At 70.5% G+C, this 22,678-nt stretch carries 16 protein-coding genes and 1 pseudogene; 6 read left to right on the forward strand and 11 right to left on the reverse strand.

Annotation, left to right across the window (positions count from 1 at the left end; all coding sequences use genetic code 11):
* Window positions 1-85 precede the first annotated feature (85 nt).
* Window positions 86-715 carry a uracil-DNA glycosylase gene (locus IF45_RS0124335; RefSeq protein WP_030309571.1) on the reverse strand — a complete coding sequence of 210 codons (630 nt, stop codon included), beginning with the start codon at window positions 713-715 and terminating at the stop codon, window positions 86-88.
* A 105-nt stretch (window positions 716-820) separates the two neighbouring features.
* On the reverse strand, window positions 821-1,339 hold the full coding sequence (locus IF45_RS0124340) for a hypothetical protein (RefSeq protein WP_242534251.1): 519 nt from the start codon (window positions 1,337-1,339) through the stop codon (window positions 821-823).
* Window positions 1,340-1,640: 301 nt separating this feature from the next.
* Between IF45_RS0124340 and IF45_RS0124345 the strand changes: the two genes are divergently transcribed.
* The 6 genes from IF45_RS0124345 (at window position 1,641) to IF45_RS0124370 (ending at window position 11,471) form a co-directional block, all read left to right on the forward strand.
* Entirely contained in the window at window positions 1,641-4,025 is a 2,385-nt protein-coding gene (locus IF45_RS0124345; RefSeq protein ID WP_030309573.1) for an ATP-binding protein, read from the forward strand.
* Window positions 4,022-4,414, forward strand: coding sequence for a hypothetical protein (locus IF45_RS31580; protein WP_051720733.1), 393 nt, complete (start codon window positions 4,022-4,024; stop codon window positions 4,412-4,414). Before IF45_RS0124345 ends, IF45_RS31580 begins: the two co-directional genes overlap by 4 nt.
* A gap of 24 nt (window positions 4,415-4,438) precedes the next feature.
* Window positions 4,439-6,088 carry a hypothetical protein gene (locus tag IF45_RS0124355; protein ID WP_051720734.1) on the forward strand — a complete coding sequence of 550 codons (1,650 nt, stop codon included), beginning with the start codon at window positions 4,439-4,441 and terminating at the stop codon, window positions 6,086-6,088.
* A gap of 108 nt (window positions 6,089-6,196) precedes the next feature.
* A complete protein-coding gene (locus tag IF45_RS0124360; RefSeq protein WP_037638481.1) occupies window positions 6,197-8,059 on the forward strand; it encodes a DUF4357 domain-containing protein in 1,863 nt (620 codons plus the stop codon).
* A complete protein-coding gene (locus IF45_RS0124365; protein WP_030309580.1) occupies window positions 8,056-9,270 on the forward strand; it encodes an McrC family protein in 1,215 nt (404 codons plus the stop codon). Before IF45_RS0124360 ends, IF45_RS0124365 begins: the two co-directional genes overlap by 4 nt.
* 44 nt (window positions 9,271-9,314) lie before the next feature.
* Window positions 9,315-11,471, forward strand: a complete 2,157-nt coding sequence (locus IF45_RS0124370; RefSeq protein ID WP_030309581.1) for a UvrD-helicase domain-containing protein — start codon at window positions 9,315-9,317, stop codon at window positions 11,469-11,471.
* Window positions 11,472-11,483: 12 nt separating this feature from the next.
* Here IF45_RS0124370 and IF45_RS0124375 read toward each other — a convergent pair whose 3' ends face one another.
* The 9 genes and pseudogenes from IF45_RS0124375 to IF45_RS0124415 all read right to left on the reverse strand — a co-directional run.
* Window positions 11,484-13,145, reverse strand: coding sequence for an N-6 DNA methylase (locus IF45_RS0124375; RefSeq protein ID WP_030309588.1), 1,662 nt, complete (start codon window positions 13,143-13,145; stop codon window positions 11,484-11,486).
* A gap of 117 nt (window positions 13,146-13,262) precedes the next feature.
* Window positions 13,263-13,618 (reverse strand): annotated as a pseudogene (locus IF45_RS34065) (DNA-binding protein).
* 429 nt (window positions 13,619-14,047) lie between these two features.
* Window positions 14,048-15,379 (reverse strand): erythromycin esterase family protein, encoded by a 1,332-nt coding sequence (locus tag IF45_RS0124385; protein WP_030309592.1) that lies wholly within the window; start codon window positions 15,377-15,379, stop codon window positions 14,048-14,050.
* An 86-nt stretch (window positions 15,380-15,465) separates the two neighbouring features.
* Window positions 15,466-16,203, reverse strand: a complete 738-nt coding sequence (locus IF45_RS0124390; RefSeq protein WP_030309594.1) for a thioesterase II family protein — start codon at window positions 16,201-16,203, stop codon at window positions 15,466-15,468.
* An 18-nt stretch (window positions 16,204-16,221) separates the two neighbouring features.
* Window positions 16,222-17,034 carry a winged helix-turn-helix domain-containing protein gene (locus tag IF45_RS31585; RefSeq protein ID WP_003951356.1) on the reverse strand — a complete coding sequence of 271 codons (813 nt, stop codon included), beginning with the start codon at window positions 17,032-17,034 and terminating at the stop codon, window positions 16,222-16,224.
* 53 nt (window positions 17,035-17,087) lie between these two features.
* Complete coding sequence (locus IF45_RS0124400) at window positions 17,088-18,266, reverse strand: cytochrome P450 (protein ID WP_003951357.1); 1,179 nt, start codon at window positions 18,264-18,266, stop codon at window positions 17,088-17,090.
* A gap of 61 nt (window positions 18,267-18,327) precedes the next feature.
* Window positions 18,328-19,782 carry an MFS transporter gene (locus IF45_RS0124405; protein ID WP_030309596.1) on the reverse strand — a complete coding sequence of 485 codons (1,455 nt, stop codon included), beginning with the start codon at window positions 19,780-19,782 and terminating at the stop codon, window positions 18,328-18,330.
* Entirely contained in the window at window positions 19,782-20,747 is a 966-nt protein-coding gene (locus IF45_RS0124410; RefSeq protein ID WP_018469385.1) for a TauD/TfdA family dioxygenase, read from the reverse strand. The genes IF45_RS0124405 and IF45_RS0124410 overlap by 1 nt, the downstream gene beginning before the upstream one ends.
* A gap of 39 nt (window positions 20,748-20,786) precedes the next feature.
* Window positions 20,787-22,678 (reverse strand): condensation domain-containing protein (locus IF45_RS0124415; protein WP_030309598.1); only part of this gene is annotated, 1,892 nt, incomplete at its 5' end.

Genomic DNA, 22,678 nt, shown 5'->3' on the forward strand with positions numbered 1-22,678 from the left:
GCCGATGGCGTCGTCCCCGTCGTGGTTCCAGCCGGTGCGGGCCGTGAGCCGACCGAGGCGGACGGGAGACCGTCTTTCGGCGCTGTCAGGCCCGGAGTATGTCGGCCACCTGGTGGAGCGCGTCCTCGCGGTGCTGTTCGCGCGCCGCGCGGACCTCGGGGTCGGGCGACCACAGTGCCTGCCGGCCCGGGTGGTACGTACGCACCACCCGGAAGCGCTCCTGGGCGGCGAGGGTCGGGTACGCCTTCTCCAGCCGCCGCCAGGTGGCCTGCGCGTCGCCGCCCTGGAGCAGGACGACGCGGAGGTCCGGCATCAGTCCGAGGAGGCGCACGAGGGCCTCGGCGCCGGCCTTCTGTTCGGAGGCGTCGGGCTTTCGGTTGATGTACCAGGGGTAGGCGTTCCAGGGCGTGACGTCGCGGGCGTCGATGCCGGCCTGCTCGAAGGCCCGGCACTGACGCTCGGCGGTCGGGTCGTCGTTCTCCGTGCACAGGAAGCCCGAGCCGGTGCCGTCCTGGGTCTTGGGCCCCGGATCGCGCAGCACGGACAGCACGCGCGCCTCGGTTCCGCCGTGCCAAGGAGCGACGTACGGCATCCAGCCCCTGCCGTCCTGGTCCCGCAGGCCGTCGACCAGCTCGTTGATCGCGCGGACGTGCGCCGCGTACCGGTTCCGCTCCTGGTCGGTACGGAACGTCTCGTCCGCCATCCGTCGCGCCATGTCGTCCTCCCCTGCCGTCTCCACCCGAGTGCACGTCGACAGGGGTGGTGCTCGGACTCCTACGCTAGAGGGTGGCACTGACATGTGGGGGCGAGGCCCGAGACGTCAGAAGGCGGGCGACGGCGGCAGCCAGTCCACCGCGCGGAGCGTCGGCATGACCCGGGTGATGGCGTACGCCATGACCGGCGTCTCGTCGTCGTCCACGGGGAAGTACAGCGCGTGCTGGAGGGGCTTCACATCCTGAGGGTGCTCCAGATCGACCAGGGGGAGGTCCTCCCGGTCGAAGGCGGGTTCCAGCGTGACGCCGGGACGGCTCGTCAGCGTCCGCAGGAGCGACAGCCCGCACTGCGTGGCGAGTTGCGCGGTGGTGAGGGACTTCTTGAAGCCGGCCCGGTCCGAGCCGGTCCTCGGTATGACGGTCCAGGCCATGAGGCGCAGGCGACCCCTTCCGGCGGGCACGGCCTCGATGCCTGCGCGGCGGCGGCCGTGCAGATTGGCCAGGAGGGCGGGCATCTCGGGAACCACCGACGGCTGGTGGAGGACCAGGTCCCGCTCACCGTTGTCCCAGCGGGTGTCGTGCAGGGTGAGTTGAGGGCGACCGGGCAGGACGAGACGCCATTCCACGGCGGTCCCGTTCTCCGTGGATCCGGAGCAGGTGGCTCCGTGGCGCGTTGCGCGGGTGCCTGACCGCCGCAGGGTCAGCTGGTCCGTAAGTCTCATGACGGTTGAGCTTCTCCTCAAGAGGTGGGGCCGTGCGGCCGTCTGACTGTCACTCATGCCGCCCGGATCCGCAATCGTACACAGATTCGCATGAAGTCTGGCGGGAAATATCCGTTGACGACGTCAACGTATCTGCGCCACTCTGGGGCTCCCGGGTTCGGACTTCGCCGTCACACCCGCCGCCTCCCGTGCATGGAGCCACACCGTGAGCGACCAGCCCCACCCCTCCCTCCGTGACCTCGTCCTCCAGCGCCTGGCCGCCGCCGGCCTGGAGCCGGAGACGGCGGATCTGCTGCGCGACCTCTTCCCCGGGACTCGGGCCGGAAGCGCCTCCCGAACCGGTCCTCTCTTCCTCCGCTCCATCACGGCCGCCGGGTGGCGAGGCATCGGCCCGGAGACCATGCTCGGCCTCACCCCCGCACCGGGTCTCACCGTGGTCGCCGGACGCAACGGCTCCGGTAAGTCCAGCTTCGCCGAGGCCGCCGAGATGGCACTGACGGGCGACAACTTCCGCTGGCAGGACCGTACTCAGATCTGGCGGCAGGGGTGGCGGAATCTGCACGATCCGGCGGCTCCCCGCGTGGAGGTGGAGTGCCGCCGTGACGGTGCCGACACGCCCGTCACCGTCCGCAGGAGCTGGCACGGCGACGGGCTGGGCGACGCACGGGTGGCGGTCCACCGGCCAGGCCTGCCCGGCGGAGAGTTGGGCGAGGTCGTCGGCGCGGAGGAGCTCGCGCTGTACCGGCCGTTCCTCTCGTACAGCGAACTCGGCGCCGTGATCAACGGCCCCATGACCGCCCTCCATGACGGACTCGCCCAGATCCTCGGCCTGGAGCAGCTCTCCGAGGCCTACAAGGAGGCGGGAGCCCGCCTCAAGGCGATCAAGGACGGCGAGAAGAAGGCCACCGATCTGGCAGCCGCGGTCCTCACCGAACTGCGGGGCTCCGGCGACCCGAGGGCCGTCGCGGCCGTGGAGGTTCTCTCCGCACGCCGCCCGGACCGCGAACGCGTTCGCACCCTCCTTGCCGCACGGCCCGAGGGCGACACCGCCGAACTCGAAAGGCTGCGCGGGCTCTCCACCCTCGAAGGGCCTGATCTGAGCGACATCAGCGGTGCCGTGACGCGGCTGCGGGAAGCCGCGGCCCGGGCCGATGACGCGCGGTCCGGCTCCGCCGAGGACGCCCGTCGTCTCTCCGACCTCCTGGAGCGGGCGCTCGACCACCGGCGGCGGGCGCGGACCGCCGACTGCCCCGTCTGCGACACGCCCGGACTGCTCGACGACGACTGGGCGGTGCGCGCCCGGGAGCAGGTCGAACGGCTCCAGCACGAAGCCGCGGAAGCGCAGTCCGCGCGCGACGACCTGCGCGGCGCCATCCGCGCCGTCCACGATCTCGTCCAGCCCGTCCCCGTATGGCTCCGGCCGGAGGACTCGCCGCTCGCCGCCCTCTGGCGGGAATGGTCCCTGTGCCGGAGCGCGACCGACCCCCGCCCGCTGGCGGATCAGGTCGAGCGCCTTTCGGCCGCCCTCGCCGACGCCTGCCGGCAGGAGAGCGAGAAGGCGGCCCGCCTGCTCGCCGAGCAGGACGCCGGCTGGCGGCCGCTCGGGGTGCGCCTCGCCGAATGGCTGGCCGTCGCCGACCGGGCCGCCGAGGCCGCATCGCTCGGCAAGCGACTCAAGGACGCGCAGACCTGGCTCAAGAAGGTCACCGACGAACTCCGCGAGGAGCGGCTGCGCCCGTTCGCCGACCAGTCGCAGACCATCTGGAAGCTGCTCTGCGAGCGCAGCAGCGTCACGCTCGGCTCGATCGGCCTCACGGGGACGGCCAACCAGCGCAAGGTGAAGCTCGACGTGTCCGTGGACGCCATGGACGCGCCCGCCTTCGGCGTGATGAGCCAGGGTGAACTGCACTCGCTCGCCCTCTCGCTGTTCCTCCCCCGCGCCACCCACCCCGACAGCCCCTTCGGGTTCCTGGTGATCGACGACCCGGTGCAGTCCATGGACCCGGAGAAGGTCGAGGGGCTCGCGCGGGTCCTCCACGCCTGTGCCCAGCGCCGCCAGGTGATCGTCTTCACTCACGACACCCGCCTCCAGCAGGCCATCCGCCACCTGCGCATCCCCGCGACGATCATGCAGGTCTCCCGGCAGACCGACTCCGTCGTCAAGGTCACCCGCACCGACGACCCGGTCTCCCTCGCGCTGAGCGAGGCCCGGGCCGTCGCCAAGGACCCGAACGTGCCGCAGGACGTCGCCGACCGGGTCCTGCCCCAGATGTGCCGTGGCGCCCTGGAGGCCGCCTGCCTGGAACCCGCACGGCGCCGCCTGCGGGCCGAAGGCCACGGCCACGCCGACATCGAGGCCAGGATCGGCAAGGCGCACAAGCTCACCGAACTCGCCGCGCTCGCCTTCTACGACAGCACCATGGAACCCGCCCAGGTCCTCGCCGCCGTCGCCCAGGACCACGGCCCCTGGGCCCGCGCGCTCATCGAACGGTGCAACGCCGGCGCCCACCAGCTCCTCACCCCGATCGGCGACCGCATGGACCTGGTCCGGGACACCGAGCGCCTTGCGAAGGCGGTGCGCGGCCGATGACCCTTACCCCCGACGACCTGGCCGCGGCCGCCCGTCATCTGCTCCTCCCTCCCCCCGGTGTTCCCCACACCCTCGCGCCGGGACTCCGCGCCCGAGCCGCCGCCGCCCTGCTCCGGCTGGCCCTGGACGAGGCCATGGACGGCTTCTGGCGGCGGGTCAGTCCCGCCATGGCGCACAGCCGTGGCCGTACCAAGGCGCTCTGTCTGGAGTGGTACGCCCCGTGCTCCGTGGCCCGCCAGTGGTACGCCGTGTGGTCCGCGCTCAGCGCGGCCTGCCACCACCACACGTACGAACTCCCGCCCACCCCGGGCGAGGTCAGGGCCTGGCACGACGACGTCGTCGAACTGCTCGCCGCCCTCCGCCAAGGACCCGAGCGGACCGAAGCCTGACCGGTGCACCGAAAGGACCACGGCATGGACACACGCCGCTACCGCATGGTCGTCACCAGCGGCCTCGACTACGTCAGCACCGGTGCGCAGGTCGACGCCCGGCTCCGGGACTGGCTGCGTGAACCGCCCAAGAACTACGACATCCAGGCGTTCGCGGAGGGACGCAACGAGATAGCCCGGGGAGTCACGCTCGACCACGACTCGGCGACCGGCACCGGCGGGGCGTACGGGCGTTGGCGCCTCCGGGAGACCGCCCCGGACGGCACCTGGCAGACGACCCTGGTGATCAGGCAGACGGAGAGCCGGCCGACCCGCGTACAGCTGGACGTGGAGCACCTTCCCGACGATCCGGACACGTTGCCGACGCCCGCAAAGACCCCCCGCCTCGCGGCAAGCCTGCTGGACGTCCTCCAGGCCCGCGACGGGCTCGCGGACGTGACCCGGATGCCACAGGTCGTCGAGGCGGCCGACATCGACTCCGTCATCGACGAGTTGTGCGACGCGGAGCGCCGTCTGCCGATCGTCATGGCCACCGCCCCGAACGGGGCCGACTTCGATGTCTGGCTGGAGCGGACCCTGGACCCGCTGGTCCGTCCCCTGGCCGGCCTCGCCATCCTCTACGCCCTCGCGCCCGGGGCGGACAACCGCTTCAACCGGCTCATGGAGTACCACCGGGTGTACGGCGGCGGCATCCGGACCTTCCTTCCCGGTGTGGACCCGGCCTGGGCGGCCGACGGCCAGCGCCACCGCGTCATGTCGCACCGGGTCGTCGCCGAGAACCCGGCCCGGGCCCGCCGCCTGCTCGCCCAGCTTCCCCAGGGCCTCGCCACCCGGGCGCCACTGCCGCCCGAGCTGGACGCGGTACCCGTGTTGCGCGCGCGTACCAAGGAGAGCTCGGGCAGCTCCGAGCTGGAGCGGCTGAGGGACGAGAACCACGCCCTCTTCGAGATCCTCGAGGAAGCCGGGCGCGAGCAGCGGGTACGGGCCGACGAGATCAGGGACCTGAAGAACGAACTCCAGCGCGCCAGGAGCGACGAGATCACGCTGATCGCCGAGTACGACGAGCAGTACCGGGAACTGCATGAGACCCGGGTCCAGCTCGTCACCGTGCAGAAGCGCCTGCTCGCCCTCGGCGCCGCCGAAGCCGCGTACGCCCCGGACGACGGCGGTCCCGCTGTCCCCGAGTCCTTCGCGGAGATCCTGGAACGGATCGAGGAGATGCCTCGCGTGCACTTCACCGGAGCCAGGAAGATCACCCTGGAACTGGACGACCAGGCGTACGGTTCCTCCTGGGTCCGTATGGCCTGGGACGCACTGCTGGCGCTTCGGGACTACGCCGACGTCTCGGTCGACGCCCCCGCCGACGGCGCGGCCTTCCGTGACTTCAAGCAGTGGTGCGAGGACGCTCCGGGCGGCAGGCACGCGATATCGCCCCGTAAGGTCGTGCGCGACGAGTCCAGGACGGTGAAGACGAACACCGTCTGGCGCAAGGAACGGACCTTCCCCGTCCCGGAATACGTGGATCCCGCCTGCCGGCTGTTCATGGGCGCGCACGTGAGGATCGGCGGCGGCAACACCGTCGCTCCACGCCTGCACTACCACGACGCCGCCCGCGCCGAGCACGGGATCTTCATCGGATACATCGGGCCGCACCTCACCAACACCCTCACCTGAGGTACGGAGCGGGGCTAAGGTCCTTCTCGGCACCGGCCTTCGGGCATATGCCCTGCCCGTGTCCAAGGACTCACGGGAACGAGGAACGTACGTGAACCAGGAGTGTGCGTGAACGAGGACAGCGGCAACCCCGCCGAGTACCCGGAGTTCCGGCTGCGGCTGCCCGGCGGGGACGGCATCGGGCGGGCGGTCGGCGTCCTCCTCGACGCCGTCGGCACCAACGGGAGCCGCAAGTTCCTGGTCCGGACCGGTTCGCCGGCCCGGGAGCACGTCATGCCGTCGTTCCCCAAGCACTTCAGCGGCACGTTCAAGCGGCGCGAGGAGCTGAGAGCCGCCGGAGTCCTCGCGCCGTCCGACCGCTGGCCCGGATGGCTGGAGCTGACCGCTGACGTCGAGTGCGGATCGCCGTCCGCCGCCGCCGAGATACTCGTCGGCGCCCCGCGCAACGGCTGGGAGGAGTGGCGCACCGAGGCGGGCACACCGCTGTCCGACTTCATGGAGGGCATGCGTTCCGGGCCCAACCGGGCCTGGCTCGTGCGCGGCTCGAACGTGGCGGGCAGTGACCTCGTCCACCGGCTCTGGCTTCCCGAGGGCAGGGTCACGCTGTCGGCCTCGCGGCTGCGCCAGGGAGTGGCGCAGGGGGCGAGCAAGGAGCGGCTGAGAGCGTTCGTCGAGGAGGACTACGGGACGACGGCGACCTACAACCAGAAGCTGGAGCTCGTCGACGAGCTGTACGCGTTCCTCTCCTGGATGAAGCCGGGCGACACGGTGTGCGGCATCTCCGGGGGCCGCCTGTACGTGGGTGAGATCACCGGAACGGTCGAGCAGACCGCCTCCGAAGGCGGCCGCTCCAACCTGCGCCGCCCCGTCGACTGGCAGAGCAGCGGGTACGCCTACGACGAGCTTCCCGAGGAACTCCAGCAGAAGCTCTCGGCGCAGCACGACGTCGTCGACCTCACCTCCGTGCAGGCCCTCATCGACGGACTCGGCCGTACCGACGAGGAGCTCGCCGACGAGGCCGTGTCCCGGGAACGCGACCCGAGCGAGACCGTCCCGGCCCTCGCGGCCCGGCGTGAGCTGGAGCTTCCCGAGCCGGGCCAGGCCCTCGCCGACGAACTGCTCGTCCACGACGTGGAGTGGCTGCGCGAGGTGAAGGACCTCCTCTGGGACGAACGGCAGCTGGTGCTGTACGGACCGCCGGGCACGGGCAAGACCCACCTGGCCCTCAAACTCGCCGAGTTCCTCGGAGGCGGGCCCGAACGGGTCAAGCTGGTGCAGTTCCATCCGTCGTACGCGTACGAGGACTTCTTCGAAGGCTTCCGGCCGAAGGAGGACCCCGACACCCGGGAGGTCGCCTTCCGGCTGACGGCGGGCCCGCTGCGGGAGCTCGCCGACCTCGCCTCCCGCGAAGGAAACCGCCACATCCCGCACTTCCTGATCATCGACGAGATCAATCGTGCGAATCTGGCCAAGGTCTTCGGAGAGCTCTACTTCCTCCTGGAGTACCGGAACAAGTCGGTCCGCCTGACTTACTCGGGCGACGACTTCGCCCTCCCGTCCAATCTCTTCGTCATCGGCACGATGAACACCGCCGACCGCTCCATCGCCCTTGTCGACGCGGCCATGCGACGGCGCTTCGCCTTCGTGGAGCTCTCGCCGCGTACCGAGCCCACCCAGGGGCTGCTGCGCCGCTGGCTCGCCGCCCAGGACCGCGGCCCCGAGCCGGCGGACCTGCTGGACGCGCTCAACTCCCGCATCGACGACCCCGATTTCCGTATCGGCCCCTCGTACCTGATGAAGAAGGCGGTCTACCGGGAAGGCGGCCTCGACCGCACCTGGCGCACCAAGATCCTTCCGCTCCTGGAGGAGCATCACTACGGAGAGGGAATCGACATTGCCAAGACCTACGGTCTCGAAGCCCTTCGCGCGAACATTGCACCGGCTGCCGGCCCGGGTGAGACCGACGCGTGACTGGCATCCAGCTCGTCGAACACGCCCCGCACACCACCCATGACCTGCCGGCGGCCATCGGCCGGGCACTCGCCGCCTCCCGGATCGTGGACGCGGCGCCCGACCCGTACCGGACCGGGGGATGGCGGCTGCGCGCGGGGAGCAAGGTCGGAGCCTTCGTGGTCAGGGCCCCGGGGGAGGACCCCGTCACCCTGAGGATCACCCCGAAGGTGCCGATCGCCCATCTGTTCTTCCTCCTGGGGTACGCCCTGAACCCGCGGATCCACCAAGAGGGCACGGTGGAGGTGTCGGCGCACACGGAACTGGTTCCCTTCTTCGCCCAGACCTACGAGAGGGCGCAGGAGCGAGCCCTGAGGCAAGGAGTGCTGCAGGGGTACCGGCACACGGAAGAGGCGTCCCCTGTCCTTCGCGGTCGGCTCAGGGAGACCGACCAGGTGCGCCGTCACCACGGACGGCTCTTTCCCCTGGAAGTGGCCTATGACGAGTACACCACCGACATACCCGAGAACCGGCTGCTGCGGGCGGCGACCGAGCGGCTGCTGAGCCTGCCCCGCGTCCCGGCCGGAGTACGGCGGTCCCTCCAGCACCAACGGGCCCGGCTCATCGACGCCGAGCCCCTGCTGCGCGGCGCCGCTCCGCCCCGGTGGCGGCCGAGTCGACTGAACCTCCGCTACCAGCCCGCGCTGCGGCTGGCGGAGACCGTCCTGCGCCGCGAGTCGCCCGAGCACCTGCCGGGTGACGTCACCGTCGACGGATTCCTGCTCGACATGAACAAACTCTTCGAGGACTTCGTCTGCGTGGCCCTGCGTGAGGCCCTCACAGCGCATGGCGGACACTGCGCGCTCCAGGCCAAGGGAGTGCATCTCGACGCGGACGGGACCATCCGCATGAGGCCGGATCTCCTCCGGTACGGGGACGACGGCCGCCCGTTGAACGTGGCCGACGCCAAGTACAAGGCGCAGAAGCCCGACGGTCTTCCCGACGCCGACCTCTACCAGATGCTCGCCTACTGCACGGCGCTGGGTCTTCCCGAGGGGCATCTGATCTACGCCAGGGGCGGCGCGCTTCACGCTTCCCACCGTGTCCGGAACGCGGGGATCGTCATCCACCAGCACGTCCTGGACCTGGAAGGGACGCCGGCGGAACTGCTCGGGACGGTCCGGGACCTTGCCCACCTGATGGCCGAGGGCGCGGGCCTCGCATCCCCCTAAGATCGTTTCGGCCGCGCCGCACGCCACGAGGTAAGGAGCCCACCGTGCCCCAGCTCGCCTTCGCGAACAGCTTCTGGGAGAGCTACGACGTGCTGGAGAAGCCCGTCAAAGCCGGAGTGCGCAAGGCGATGACCAAGTTCCAACAGCTCACCGTCGCGGAACTGCACGCCGACAAGGGGCTTCACCTGGAGTCGGTGGACAAGGCGCGCGATCCACGGATGAGGACCATCCGGATCAACGACTTCTGGCGCGGAGTGGTCCTCGCCCCGAACGACGGCAGCGATGTCTTCCTCCTCGTCAACGTCGTGCCGCACGACGACGCCTACAGCTGGGCGGCCAAGCGGCTCTACACGGTCAACACCGCCACCCGCGGCCTGGAGGTCCGCAACGTCGTCGCCATCGAGCAACTGACGCCGGCCCTGGAGAAGGCGGCGGCAGTGGCCCCCACTCTGCTCTTCGCCTCCCATTCGGACACCGTGCTGCGGGAACTCGGCATCGACGCGCAGGTGTTGCGGGCGGTGCGTACCATCACGGACCAGGCCCAGCTGGACGCGTTCGGCACCCTGCTTCCCGAGGACCAGTTCGAAGTCCTCCAGTACCTCGCGGAGGGCTTCAGCCCCGAAGAGGTCTACCGCGACGTCGTCACCGCACGGCGGCCCGCCGACGCTCCTGGGGACCCCGCGGACGACCTCGCGTCGGCGATCCTCCACACCACAAGCCGCATCACACTCGTGACCGGGCCGGACGAGCTGGCCGAGATCCTGGAGAAGCCCTTCGCGGCCTGGCGGGTCTTCCTCCACCCCTCCCAGCGTCGCGTCGCCTACCGCGTGTCCTACGGCGGACCGGCGCAGGTGACCGGAGGCCCGGGCACGGGCAAGACTGTCGTCGCCCTGCATCGCGTCAAGCACCTGTTGTCCCGCTCCGAGGACAGCCGGGTCCTGCTCACCACGTACACCAACGCTCTCGCGGCGAGCCTGCGCGAGAACCTCGCCCTGCTGCTCGACGGCGATGAGGCGCAGCTTCGCAGGGTCGACGTGACGACAGTGAACGCCTACGCGCACCGAGCCCTTCAGACAGCCGGCGGCCGGACGCCGTCCCTTGTCGGAGACCGTGAGGAGCGGCAGATCTGGCAGCGGGTCGGCAAACGCCTCGGCCTTCCGTGGCCGGAGCAGTTCCTCGCCCAGGAATATCGCCACGTCGTACTCGCCCAGGGCATCGGCACGCTCGACGCCTACCGGGGCGCGGTGCGCAGAGGGCGCGGCTCGGCGCTGCCCGTAGCCCAGCGAGAGCGCGTCTGGGAGGCGGTCGAGCTCTTCCGGGCCGAACTTGCTGCCCGAGGCGGCCGCACCCACCTCGATGTCTGCGCCCAGGCGGCACGGCTGCTGGAAGGGAAGGTCGCTTCGGACGGCCACGACTACGACCACGTGGTCGTCGATGAGGCGCAGGACCTGCATCCAGCCCAATGGCGGGTGCTGCGGGCAGCTGTGGGCCGTGGACCCGACGACCTCTTCATCACCGGTGACCCCCATCAGCGGATCTACGATTCCAGGGTCTCCCTGGCCTCACTGGGCATCACGGTGACCGGCCGGAGCGGTCGGCTGCGGATCAACTACCGCAGTACGGAGGAGATCCTCGGCTGGTCCACCGGCATTCTGAAGGAGATGGACGTCGAGGATCTCGGGGGCGACGGTGCGGACAGCCTCCTCGGTTACCGCTCACTGCTCCACGGAGGACGCCCTCACGCCAGAGGTCATGCTTCCGAGCAGGTCGAAGTGGACGCGATCGTCGAGCGGATCGAGGAGTGGATCGGCCAAGGCATGCGCCCCGAGGAGATCGGGGTGTGCGCCCGCTTCCACCTGCTCCTGGACAAGGTGTACGACAGGCTCGCGGCTCGGGGCATTCCCGTGGTCCGGGTCAAGGAGGGACCGGGGGCGGGAACGGCAGGGGTGCGCCTCGCGACGATGCACGCGATGAAGGGGCTGGAGTTTCGTGGCGTCGGTGTACTCGGGGTTTCGGACGGCGCACTCCCGTTCGCCCGTGAGGTCACCGCGGCCGCGACGGACAGGCTGCAGAACGAGGCCGATCTGCTGCGTGAGCGGTGCCTGCTCTTCGTCGCCTGCACACGGGCCAGGGAAGCATTGCACGTGTCCTGGAGCGGAAAGCCCAGCCCGTTCGTGCCCCTGCCTTCCGAACTCCCCTGACCGGCCGACGGGTCACTCGCCGGAATCGTCCGCAGGAGGTGCAAGGGCTCCGTTGGTCAGCCCCTCCCGGGCCAGAGCGGCTGCCTCCTTCCCCAGTTCGGCCAGACTCGCGACGCGTTCCTCGAACTCTTGGAGAGAACGGAAGACGGCTCCGTAGCGACGCTGGTCGGCGACCGCCATCTGCGGGATGCGGGCCGCCCGCGCGTCCACACGGTGCGTTCCGCTGGTACTGGTCGAGCGGCGGACGTTGGACGCGCTCTGAAGAAAGCCGCGCAGGTAGTCCGTATCGAGTTGAGGACTCAGGGATTGGGGGCCGCCGGCGCCCGCCTCGATCAGTCCCGCTCGGGACAGATCCGCGAGGCTGACCGTGGCTGTGTCCAGAGAGTCTTCTCCCGCCGTTTCCCGCAAGGCCGGCAGGAGTGCGCCCAGCGCTTGGAGCTGCTGCTCGATCTCTTCGCGCAGGGACCAGTACTCCGCCCGGAAGTCCTGGGTGGAACGGTGGATGTGAAGGTTCGGCGTGAGGTCCACGGTCTCGTCGAGGAGGTCGATGAGGGGGATGTCGGCGACCTGGTCGCTGGTGGGTTCCAGTGGTCCGTCCGGATCGTTGCCCGTCAGGTCGACCATGCGGACGTGTGACGGAGCCGTGTCGTCCGGTTTCGGGCGGCGGAGGATCCAGAGCAGTACGGGGACGGAGTGCGAGGAGGCGACTCCACCCGGTAGCGCGATGACGTGGGCGAGGATTCCCCGCCGTACGAGTTCCGCCCGGATCCGGCGTCCAGCCTTGCGGTAGGCCACGGATGACGGCATGACGATCACCGTGCGGCCGCCAGGGGCGGTGTGGGCGTAACAGTGCTGGAGCCAGGCGAGCTCCCCCTCCGCCTTGGAGGGGGTGCCAAGCTCCCATCGTGCGTCGAGGAGCAGTTCCTCGCGCCCCCAGTCCGGGCCGACGGCGGGAGGCTCGCACACGACGAGGTCGGCGCGGAGCGAGGGCCAGGCATCCGCCCGCAGCGAGTCACCCGCTTGGATCACCGCATCGGCTCGGCCGCTCAACTTGGCTCGGAGTTCCGCGAACCGTGCTGCTGCGGGGTCGATCTCCTGCCCGCGAATGACCGTACTGCCGTCGTCCCCCGCAACCATGAGAAGGACCCCGATCCCGCAGGCGGGATCGAAGACGGTGGTGCCCTTGGGTAAAGGGCCCACAAAGTGAGCGACCGCCCGGGCGATCCTCGCCGAGGTCACCTGATCCGAGCCGCTGCGACGCGCCGAATCCTGAAAGCGTTCGACGAGTCCGTCGGCCACGTCGGTTGGTGTGGCGCTCTGTGCTGACGAGGCGACGATCGCAGCCGCTGCGGAGTCGAGACCAGACGGATTTCCCGTCGAAAGGAAAGCTGCGACCGAAGACAGGCCGCTGATCATGTCATCGCCGAACGACGCGCGGAGCGCCTGCCAGAGCCGGACTTCGTCGGACACGTCATGGCTCTTCCGCTGGTTCGCGAGCCATGCCCGTACATCGGTAAGGGAAAACAGAGGTGTGCCTGAACTGCCTCCCGCCGGGGCGGGGAAGTCCTTGTGGCGGCGTCTCCAGTTCGACACAGCGGCTCGTGTCACGCCCGCGATGCGAGCGATCTCGGCCCCGGTGATCAAAGGGTCTACTGCATCCGCGTCATCCCTCATACGGAAACCGTACACGCCATTGCAGACACGCGGTAAGTGTTGGGCGTTGACGTCGTCAACGTGTTCATCTGGGACGGAAGTCATCCGCTTGTGCAGGAACGTGAGCGGCGGTGGGATTCAGACCTTCATGACGGTGGCGTGCCCGCGGCACAGCGCTGTGAGGTCCTCAGGATCGGAAGCAAGGATCGTGGCCGGCCCTGGTGAGGCCAGTGCGGTGGCGGCGAGTATGGCGTCGATGGCGTACTTGTGGCCGTGCGGGCCGGCGCGAGCAGGATGGCGGCGTGGCGGGCGATCGGCTCGGTGATCGGTTCCACGACCAGGCGGGAGAGTGTCCACTCCGGGGCCGGGCGGTTGATGCGGGGGCGGGCCACTTCGACCAAGGCGGCTGCCGAGGTGATCACACGGAGGTCGTCGGTGCGGGCCAGGGCGAGCCGGGCGTGACCGTTTGGCGGGCAGGCGGCCGAGGCGATCACTTGAAGGCCGGCGTCACAAGCGGCTTGCGGACCTCGTGGTCGCGTTGTGCAGTCTCGGCGAGCCTTCGCCGTCCGGCGAAAAGATCACGCTCGCGAGCTCGCCCCGCTTGGTGGCGGCATCCGGGCCGTCGAGGGGCAGTACGCGTGCGTCGAAAGGCCGCGCGTAGCGCCCATGGCGCACGTAGTGCACATGGATCTTGAGTCCGTTTTGCGCACCACGTGTCTCTGACCTGCGGTTTTCATTAACCTGCTTTTGGCTCTACATGTTTTCCATGACGCATCATGTGGAGTGCGTGGCGATTCTGGAGCCTGCGGCCAAGAACTCCTGACCGAAGGGTCCTCGAGGTGGTCGGATCACTCCGGGAACGTGGAGCCGGGGCGTGAACTCCGTCTGGAACACCTTCCGTGTCACCGCCCTCCCCCCTCCGTTCACTCAGGTGTGGCCAGCAACCCCGCCCCCGTGACCCGGTGCAGGTGCATCACCACGTCGTGGGAGTGGGCCGGGGCGACCTTCTGGGGCGGTTCGGGGTAGGCGGTGCCGATGTTGCGGGTGGGGCGGGGGGTGGAGAGCCAGGTGCGGGTGGGGGTGGGGGCGGTGCGGAGGTCGAGGTAGTAGTCGGTGGGGGTGACGCTGTTCAGGAAGTGTTCGGTGGTGTTCCGGGCGGGGGCCTTCAGGGTGTGGAGGGTGGTGGCGCCGTCGCGGCCCGTGGCGTTGAAGGAGCCGGTGCCGAAGGTCATGGCGGCGCTGAGGTAGGCGGTGCCGAGCCGGTCGCGGAGGAAGGCGCCCTGCATCTTGGGGTAGCGGGGGTCGGCGGAGCGGTAGGCGAGATGGCTGTTGTGGGCGGAGAGGAGGATCTTGTCGCCGGTCTGCTCGTGCCACCAGGCGACGTTGTCCGCCATGAGCTGGTCGCGGTAGCCCATCGAGGCGCGCAGGTCCTCGGGGTCCTCGAAGTCGAAGGCGTAGCCGCGGGCGGTCTGGTCGATGGCGCGGGCGTGCTGGAGGGCCCAGGCGCGCGCCTCGGCGGCCGGGCCGGAGGACGGCGCGTTGCGGGTGAGGAGGGCGAGGGCCGCGGTGGTGCGGGTGGCGAGGGCCCGGCGTTCCGGGAGGGGGCGGGTCAGGTACTCCTTCATGTAGGTGCCCGACGAGGTGGTGGGGCGCAGGCCGCGGTACAGCTCGGCGAGACGGGGCAGCAGGCGGGGCTGGTGGAGGGCGGCGTAGCGCAGGACGCGGTCGTACAGCTCGGGGCCGGCGTAGGCGAAGTCGTCGCCGAGGAAACGGACCTGGTCCTTCGGATGGTCGGTGTTCCACTCCCGGATCCACTCGACGAGGGCGAGGTACTCCTTCGTGTTCCACCAGGCGTACGTGTCCTGGAACTCCTCGCGCATGATGCGGCGCGGGTCGCCCTCGCCGGTGCGTACGTACGCGTCCAGCCGCAGGCCGGTGCTCCAGGCCGTCTCCAGGGCGAAGGCGCGGAAGCCCTTCTCCTCGACCAGGTAGCGCAGCACCCGGTGCTTCATGGTGAAGAACTCGTGCGAGCTGTGCGTGGCCTCGCCGAGACCCACCACCTTCGCGTCGCCCACCATCCGCCCGAGGGGACGCAGGTCGGCCAGGTCGCCGGCCGGGTCGGTGGTGCGCAGCGCGTGGGCGTGGCGGGCCGCCCCCTGCCGGGCCTGTTCCTCGGGTGGCGGGAGCGTGGCCGCGACGAGGCCGAGGGTGCACAGGAGCAGGGTCAGGATGAGGACGCATCGGTTCCGGGCCATGGGACAAGGTTCCGGTTCCGGTGCTCATCAGGACATCCGGCACCCCTCCGAATGGCCCGGAGCTTCTCCCGACCATCCCCGTTCCGCTAAACCGGTACGTGCAGTTCCGGGTCCAGGGCGGCGCGGGCGACCCGCTCGGCCTCCGGGACCAGGTAGAAGTGGTCGCCGTCCAGGACGGTGAGGGCGAAGCGGCCCGAGGTCACGGCGCGCCACTGTCCGGCCTCCTCCGGGGTGACCTGAGGGTCGTCGGCGCCGGTCAGAGCGTGAATGGCCGCGCGCAGCTGGGGTGTTCCGGCGGCCGGGCGGTAGGCGTCGATGAGGCGGTAGTCGTTGGCGATGATGGGCAGGAGCAGTTCGCGCAGCTCCGGGTCCTCGAAGACCGTCGCGTGGGTGCCGCCCAGCGCCAGGACGGCCGCCACGACCTCCTCGTCCGTCCGTGCGGAGGTGCGTGGGGAGCGCCGCGGGGCCCGCCCGGAAACACACAGACGAGTGACGTGGGTGGCACCCGAACGCTCGACGCGCAGCAGCGTCTCGTGTGCGACGGCGGCGCCCATGCTGTGGCCGAAGAAGACGGTGGGCAGCGGCGGGAGGGCCAGCAACTCCTCGGCGAGCGCCGTCGCCAGCTCCTCCATCGTCGCGACCAGCGGCTCGCGCACGCGGTTCTCGCGGCCCGGGTACTGCACGGCGATCAGCTCCACCTCCGGCGGGGCGCACCGGCGCCAGTCACGGTAGAAACTGGCCGCGCCGCCCGCGTGGGGGAAGCAGACCAGGCGGCGGGTGGGGGCGAGGGGCTTGGTGTACCGGGTGAGGGCGGATGTGGGCATGCCGGAGCTTCCGTTTCTTCAGCCGAGGATGGCCTCGCCCAGCGGGGTGAGGCTGTGGACCGCGAGGTTCTGGCGGCGCTCCGTGGACACGAAGCCGGCGCGGCGCAGGATCGTGAGGTGTTTGCTGGCGGAGGGGCTGGAGATGTGGACCCGGTCGGCGACCTGGCCCGTGGAGCGGGTCTCGCGCAGGGCCTCCAGGACGTCCGCCCTGGTCCGGCCGAGCAGGGCGGGAAGGGCCGACTCGCCCTCCTGGCTCTGCCACAGCGCGGCGGCCGGCTCCGTGTCGGGGGCGATGTTGTAGACCAGGATCGGCAGTCCGTGCCAGCCCACGCTGTCGTCGAGCAGGAACGGGTGCGGAGCGAAGAGGGAGGGGACGAGCGTCAGGCCCTGGCCGGTCAGGGAGGTGCGCCGGGGCGGCCGTCCGTTGGCGACGCGGAGCACGGGGGCCTCCCACCGGATGGCGCTGTGGCGATTGTTGAGGACGTGCTCGACACCTCCGGCCAGCATCTCCCGGCCGCAGGAATCTCGTTCAGCTTTCAATAACCGCTGAATTCTGTCCCAGAACGGCTCGACCGCCATCTTGTGGAACACGTCCCCCTCGTGCGGAAGGGGCGAGGTCAGCGTTTCCACCAGAGAGGCGGAACGCGCCTTCGCCATGGTGGCGCCCGCTCTTCGCAATCGGATCCGCGCGGTGCGGCGCCACTCGGAAAGGGCGTCCCGCTGCTGTTTTCCCAACTGCCCCCAGGCCAGATGAGTCTCGAAGGCGGTACCCAGAGTTCCGATGATGCGAATACGCGCCAGATCCTCGACGCCCAGGCATATCTCCAGCATGACGAAGCACTCCCCCCAGTGATCGGTCCGAGACTATATCGACGCGCGTAGTGTCAGCGCCACCGCATGGAGACCTCCAGACCGCTGTATCCCTGCACCAGGTTCGAACGCATCCAGCGCACCTCTTCGCGCGGTTCGACGGCCTTCGCCTCGGCGGCGAGCTGGGTCAGCAGTTCCTTCAGTTCGAGCCGGGCCAGCGCCGCGCCCAGGCAGTGGTGCGGGCCGGTGCCGAACCCCAGATGGCGGTTGGGGGCGCGGTCCACCACGAAGCGGTGCGGGTGGGCGAAGAGCCGCTCGTCGCGGTTGGCCGCCGCCAGCCAGGCCACCACCGCCTGCCCCTCGCGGATCTGCTGGCCGCCGATCTCGCAGTCCTCGGTGGCCACCCGCAGCACGTGCGCGGCGGGGGAGGTCCAGCGGACCACCTCCTCGACCGCGCGGTCGGCCAGTTCCGGGTCGGCGCGCAGCGTGTCGAGGGCGCCCGGGAACGCCTGGAAGGCGTGGAAGGCACCGGTGATCGAGTGCCGGGTGGTCTCGTTGCCGCCGATCAGCACGTTGTCGCAGTTGATCAGCACGTCCTCGGTGCTGAGCCGCCCGTCCGCGAGCAGCGCGCTGACCAGGTCGGTGCCGGGCTCCTTCTGGCGGCGCTCGATCAGTTCGTGGAAGTAGAAGAGGATCTCCGTGTGCGCCTCGGCGGGCGTCATCTTGTCGAAGCTGCTCTCCTCGCCGCCGAAGGCGTGGTTGGTGAGCTGGATCAGGTGCTCGCGCTCGCTGAGCGGGACACCGATCACCTCGCAGACGATGGCGGCGGGCAGCCGGGGTCCCACCGTCAGCGCGATGTCGGTGGTCTCCTGCGAGCGGAGCCGCTCGACGATCTCGCGCACCTCCTCGTGGAGCACGGAGCGCAGCTCGGGGGCGCGCAGCCGGGAGAGGAACGGGCCGATGAGCCTCTTCAGGACGGAGTGCCAGTTGCCCTCGCTCACCACCAGCATGCGCCCGCCGGAATGATCGGCGTGCTCGGCGTCGAATCCGATCATCATGCCGTACTCGGAGGTGAAAGGCGCCTTCGGGGAGAGGACGGCGGAGACGTCGCGGTGGGAGAAGACGGACCAAAAACCGGACGGGGAAATTCCGGGATCGCTCCAGACTTTCGCGTCCGAGCGGATGTACTCCTCCCACATCTCGAAACGGGCGTCCGTCGTGTAGAGGTCGGGATTGGCCAGATCAATGGTCATGGTGAGCTGTCTTTACCTGTTCGTCCGGGGGAGGGGAGGGAGGAACCGGCGGACCGCGAGGTCACACCTTGTCGGGTGCCGGTTCCGGTGATGTTTCCTGCCGCTGTTCTGAGCCCCGTCCCGTTCCGGGGACAGGGCTTACTTCACGCGCTGATCGGGCACCGCATTCCGGCGCGGATTCCGTTTCCGTCCCCGAATCGGCGTACGCATCCGATTCCGGCTCGTTCCCGGGGCCGCGGCCCGGACCCGGGCCAGGTTCCACTTGGGAGTCCGGCCGGGGGTTCGAGGGAGGATCGACGGCCACCGGGTCCGGTACGTCGCGCAGGGCCGGGCTGAGCGTGGTCACCAGGGCGATGACCGCCATCACGGCCGCGCAGCCCAGCAGCCCGGCCGAGCGGCCGGCCAGGTCCAGCACGATGCCGCCCGCCAGCGGGGCGATCGCGCCGCCGCCCCCGCTCGCGACGGCGGCGGCGCTGACCACGCGGCCCCGGTGGCTGTCCGGGGTGAGCGCCAACTGCTGCGTGGTGAAGAACGCGTTGGCGGTGGGCGCGGCGAAGGCCACGGCCCCGAGCAGCACTCCCGGCGTCCAGCTGCCGGGCAGCACCGCGATCCCCACGGTGAGCACGGCGAACGCCCACAGCACCACGTAGACCGGGCGGGCGCCGCTCAGCAGGCGCTGGAGCAGCGGGGCCGCCAGGGCGCCCAGCAGGCCGCCTACGCCCAGCAGCCCCGCCATGAGGCCGATGAGGCCGGTGTTCATCCCGCTGGTCTGCGCCGACGCGATCACGATGAAGTAGATGACGCCGAAGAAGAAGTTGGTCGCCGTGGCACAGGCCAGTCCCACCCGCAGGAACGGATGGCGCATGATCCAGCGGACCCCTTCGAGCAGTCCCCGCCCGTCCGTCTGGTCCCGGTCGCCGTCCGGGCGGGCCGGCGGCTGCCGCTTCAGGAACAGCAGCAGCACCAGACCGGCGAGGTGCGCCAGGCACCCCACGACGAAGGGGAAGGCGTTCTTCAGCGCCAGCAGGAACCCGCCCGCCGAGGTACCGGCGAGCTGACCCGCGTACGTCCGGGCCGCGTTCATCGCGACGGCGTCGGAGAGCCGTTCGGGGGCCACCAGGCTCGGGATCATGGCGTCGCCCGCCGCCATCGTCAGGGCGGTGGCCGCGCCGTTGACCAGGGCGAGGCCGATCAGTGCCGGCAGCGAGACGGCGTCCGCCCACAGCAGCAGGGCCAGGGAGCCGAAGACCGCGACGAGCGCGGCCTGGCACCACAGCATCACGGTCCTGCGGTCGAACCGGTCGGCGACGGCCCCGGCGGGCAGCCCCGCCAGGAGCATCGCCGCCGCGTCCACGAAACCGATGATCCCGGCCTGCGAGGGCGAGCCGGTGAGCGCCAGGACGATCAGCGGCAGCACGATCAGGGAGGTGCTGTAGGCGAACTCGGCGAACGCCGAACTCACCCACAGCAGGGTGAAGCCGCCCTTGCGGCTCCCCTCCGCGGTCCCGCCCGGCATCAGCCGAGCAGCCGGGAGCGCGACTTCGACCGCACGTAGGTGCGCCGGATGTCCCGCACCAGGCTGGTGCGCTTGAGCCAGCGGTCCGTGCCGTCGTACCGGGGGGTGAACGTGTCCCGGCCGTGGATCACCTTGTAGTTGTCGACGAAGACGGCCTCCCCGGGAGCGAGCACCACCCGCTCGGCGGCGTCGGCGAGCAGTTCGGCGGCCTGCACCATGACCTGCTCGGCCTCACGGTCGCCGGGGACCGGGCTGGTGAAGTCGGCGTCGATCCGCAGGTAGGGCGCGTCCTCGGGGCCGAAGAGGACGGAGGCGACCTCGTGCGGGCGCTCCTCCAGCGCCGAGGGGGCCTCGGCGGTGTGCAGCGGCACCACCTGGTGGGAGTCGTCGGGGAAGAACCGGAACCGGTTCTGGTGCAGCACCTCGCGCAGCGGCTCCTCGAACTCCACCGACTCGACCAGTGCCACCGTGGTGCCCACCGCGTCGGGGTTGCGCAGGCACATCAGGGCCACGTAGTCGCCCCGGCAGGAGTGGAACACGTCCTCCGTGTGCAGCGTCAGTTGCTGCTGACTGCTCGCGCTGGTCAGGGAGTTCTCCTGGCCCTTGGACGGGCAGACGTCGTGCACCAGCCGGCCGTTCTGCTGGTTGTTCCAGCCGAACGCGTCGCCCAGTACGGAACCGACCAGCAGCAGCACCAGTTCCTCGCGGACCGCCGCTCCCTCCTTCTCCGCGACCTGCCAGCTCGACGGGGTCGGGACCAGGTCCTCGTCGACCGGCAGGTTGGAGACCACGACGATGGCGTCCTCGGCGGTACGGGCGCCCGCCAGGAACCGGCGCACGCCGACCGGCAGCCGTTCGGCCTCGACACGGATGTCGTCCACGTACTCCAGGGGGGCCCAGACGGGGTGCGCGGCGAGGAACTCGTCCGCTATCCGTGCCAGTTCGTTCTTCTCGGCGTCAGTCAAGACGTAGCGAGCCACAACAGCAGCCTTCCGGTAGGTCGGTCAGTTTCCGGCCGCTGCGGCGATCTGCCGCAGGGCGGTGGCGAAGTCGTCCGCGAGGCGGCGGACGGTGGAGGGGGCGTGGGCCGAGGGGGCGTGCATCCACTCGATCCGCAGCTGGCCGTCGCTGACGGCGGCGACCACGTCGATCAGATGGGGGCGGCTCTCCCCGGGCGCCTGGTCGGCGCCGAGGGCGTCGAGGCGGTCCCGGACGAGTCCGCCGCCACCGTCGGCGCTGTCCCACTGGCCCAGGTAGTTGAAGCTGATCCGCGGAGGCGGGGCCGCCGCGAGCGCGACGCGGTCCGGGTGGTCCGGCTCCCGCAGGTACCGCAGGGCGCCGTAGCCGATGCCACGCACGGGCACCTTGCGCAGGGTCTTCCTGACCGCCTTCAGCGCCGTGCCCCAGGGGCCGTCCGGTACGACGAGGGTGACGGGATAGATGGTGGTGAACCAGCCGACCGTGCGGGAGAGGTCGACGTCGTCGAAGAGCTCCTCCCGGCCGTGGCCCTCCAGCGCGACCGTGACCGGCCCGCCCGCCCAGGTGTTCAGGACCCGCCCCAGCGCGCCCAGCAGCACATCGTTGATCTGGGTACGGAACGCGGCCGGCGCCCGGTGCAGCAGGGCCTCGGTCGTCTCCCGGTCCAGCACGACGGACTCGGCCGCGACCTCCCCGTACGTGCTTGACGCGGGCCCGTCGCAGGGCAGGTCCACGGCGCCGGCCGACGCCTTGCGCCAGTAGCCGGTCTCGTGGTCGAGCGCGCCGGAGCGCACGTGATCGGTGAGCCGCCGCGCCCAGTGCTGGTAGCTGCTGGTCCGGGCGCCCAGATCGGCGGGGCGCCCCTCGGCGAGCTGGGCGTAGGCGGTGGCGAGGTCCTCCAGGAGGATGCGCCAGGAGACCCCGTCCATCACCAGGTGGTGGACGGCCAGGAACAGCCCGGGCGGCCTGTCCGCCCCAGCCGTGCGCAGGAAGACGCCCTTCACCAGGGCCCCGCCGCGCAGGTCCAGGGCGCGCTGGGCCTCGTCGGCCGCGTCGTGCAGGGCGGCTTCCGCGCCGTCGGCCGGGATGTCCCGCACGGTGAGCAGGCCGTCAGGGCGCTCGCCGTACTCCTGCGCCCAGCCGCCCTCGCCGTCGGGCGAATACCGCATGCGCAGGGCGTCGTGGTGGTCGACGATCGCCTCCAGCGCGCGTGCCAGCACCCCCGGGTCGGTGTCCGGCGCCAGGGCGACGTGCACGGACATCGCGTACCGGTCGGGGTCCGTGGTGTGTCCGTCGAAGAACCACCGCTGGACCGGGGTGAGTTCGACGCTCCCGGCCACCGCCTCCGCCACGTCGCCGCCGCTCGTCTCCGGCTCGGCATGCCGTACCACCGAGGCCAGTTCGGCGATCGTCTGGTGGGTGAACATCAGCTTCGACGTGAGCTGGAGACCCGCCCGCCGGGCGTGTGAGATGACCTGGATGGAGAGGATGGAGTCGCCGCCGAGGTCGAAGAAGTTGTCGTGGATGCCGATTTCTTCGGTTCCGAGGACTGTGGCCCAGGTGGTGGCGAGGAGGTGTTCGGTGGGGGTGCGGGGTGGTGTGTGTTCTGTGGTGTTGGTGGGTTCGGTTTGGGTGTCCGGTTGGGGGAGGGCTCGTCGGTCGACTTTGCCGCTGGGGGTGAGGGGGAGGTGGTCGAGGGGGATGTAGAGGGCGGGGATCATGTGGTCGGGGAGGGTGGTGGTGAGGTGGGTGCGGAGTTGGGAGGGGGTGAGGGGGGTGTCGGTGACGAGGTAGGCGAGGAGGCGGCGGTGGCCGTCGTGGTCCTGGTGGGTGGTGACGAGGGTTTCGTGGATGTGGGGGTGGGTGGTGAGGGCGGTTTCGATTTCGCCGAGTTCGATGCGGTAGCCGCGGATTTTGA

This window comes from Streptomyces albidoflavus, from assembly GCF_000719955.1.
Lineage (GTDB): Bacteria > Actinomycetota > Actinomycetes > Streptomycetales > Streptomycetaceae > Streptomyces > Streptomyces albidoflavus.